2 protein-coding genes are annotated in these 1,763 nt (G+C 63.3%); one reads left to right on the top strand and one right to left on the bottom strand.

What is annotated here, in order from left to right; genetic code table 11:
* Nucleotides 1-94: 94 nt before the first annotated feature.
* The gene (locus tag LN996_RS23420; protein ID WP_231343489.1) at nucleotides 95-1,045 is read right to left on the bottom strand and encodes an RNA polymerase subunit sigma-70; all 951 of its coding nucleotides are present in this window, start codon (nucleotides 1,043-1,045) and stop codon (nucleotides 95-97) included.
* Nucleotides 1,046-1,136: 91 nt separating this feature from the next.
* Here LN996_RS23420 and LN996_RS23415 point away from each other — a divergent pair, with 91 nt between their 5' ends.
* Entirely contained in the window at nucleotides 1,137-1,508 is a 372-nt protein-coding gene (locus LN996_RS23415) for a nuclear transport factor 2 family protein (protein WP_231343488.1), read from the top strand.
* Nucleotides 1,509-1,763 lie beyond the last annotated feature (255 nt).

Genomic DNA, 1,763 nt, shown 5'->3' with positions numbered 1-1,763 from the left:
ACCCCACACCACCCAAACCCCACCCCAAAACCAAGCGACAGCACGCCGTCGAGCGCCACGAACAGCGGCGCCCCAATCCAGGCAGGACCGAACGTCACCTGCGGGAGTCCGGCATCCCGAAATGCCGATGCAACCCGTCGTCGAGGAACCGCAGGATCGACGAGATCCTGTGCCCTTCCGGGGTCGGTTCAATGACCAGCAGCCCCCGGGGCCGGCCTTCGAGGTAGCAGACGAACCCCGGCCTCCCACCAGCGGTGACAGCCTTCAGCACATAGTGGCCTCCCGGCCGGCCGGCCGCACTAGCGCGCAGGAAACTGCCTACGGCATTCCGACCTGCGTAGCGTTCGCTGGCCGGAGGCATGGCCAACCAGCATTGGTCGGTAAGGAGTTCCAGGACTGCATCGACGTCATCCCGGGAGAAGGCGTCAGCGAACTTACGGGCAAGATCGGAGTGGTCCGCGCCCGGCACCGGCGGCACTGTCGCGGGTCTGGCAGAGCGGGCGCGCTGGAGGAGTCCCTTGGCCGCCGTCGGACCTATCGAGAGCATCTGCGCAGCTTCACTGACGGTGAAGTCCAATACGTCACAAAGCATCAGCACCGCGGCTTGGCGCGGCGGCATCCGCTGGAGGGCAACCACAAGGGCGAGCTCGATGCTTTCGCGGGCAATAGCTTGTAAAGCAGGGTCCAGCTCGTTGACCAGCTGGTCCGGGTAGGGCTGTAAATGCGGTTGGTCGAATCGGTCAGTCGGAACCGGTGGCGTGAACGGGGGAACGGGACGAGGACGGCGGCTTTGGTCACGTCGTGCATTGAGCGAACGAGTCGTGGCGATCCGATAGAGCCACGTCCGCAAAGATGACCGCCCGGAAAATCCAGGCAAGCCTTTCCATGCGGCAAGTAAGACCTCCTGCATCACATCGTCTGCGTCGTCAACTGATCCTGTGATCCTGTAGCAGTGCAGATGAAGCTCCCGGCGAAAGGGCGCGACGAGCGACGCAAATGCCTCTTCATCACCGGCCCTGGCGGCCTTCAACCCCGTGGACGTCACGGTTCAATCTTGGCACGCGCCCATCCGGGCGTTCCGATTCTCTTCGTTGTGGTGTCTACATAGACATAACCATCTACGAGAGGAACAGACCATGACTGGGAAAGAGGCCGGCGCAGTGGAGATCGGCGTGGCATACCACCGTGCGTGGACCAACGGCGACCTGGATTCAGCGGCAGAGCACCTGGCCGAAAGCGTTACCTGCCATGCGCCTTCGGGCACCTTCAATGGCAGGGCAGCTGTCCGGGCGTTCATGGAACCATTCGCTGCGTCGCTTACAAGTTCAAGGCTCCTGGCCGTCCACGGCCAGGACAACGAAGCAATCCTTATGTACGACACCGCCAGTAGGGCAGTGCAGAGCGCCCCCGGTGCGGAGCTGTACCGCGTTCAGGATGGTCAGATCGTGGAAATCCACATTATCTTCGATCGCCTGCCGTTCGCCTTGGCACGTGGCGACGTCCGTTAGGGCGTGACGGCGATGACCATCCGGCAAAGGCTCCACAGCCAGGTCTCGAGTGGACTCGGTCGGCCGTGGTGTGTGGGTGGTTAAATGTGAAGAGGCCCCCCCCGCGGGGGGGGGGGGGGGGGTTTTATTAATTCGTCCCTCCCCCGCGCGGGGGGTGGGGGGGCCTCTTCTTAATGGTTGTCCGGCGGTGTCCTACTCTCCCACACCCTCCCGGGTGCAGTACCATCGGCGCTGTGGGTCTTAGCTTCCGGGTTC

This window comes from Arthrobacter sp. AK01, from assembly GCF_021109375.1.
Classification (GTDB): domain Bacteria; phylum Actinomycetota; class Actinomycetes; order Actinomycetales; family Micrococcaceae; genus Arthrobacter.
Note: the sequence above shows the minus strand (reverse complement) of the source record. Positions and strands in the feature narration are given on the sequence as shown.

Excerpts from the sequence above, each read along its gene's own strand:
- LN996_RS23415 (WP_231343488.1), top strand. The coding sequence starts at position 1,137 with ATGACTGGGAAAGAGGCCGGCGCAGTGGAGATCGGCGTGGCATACCAC.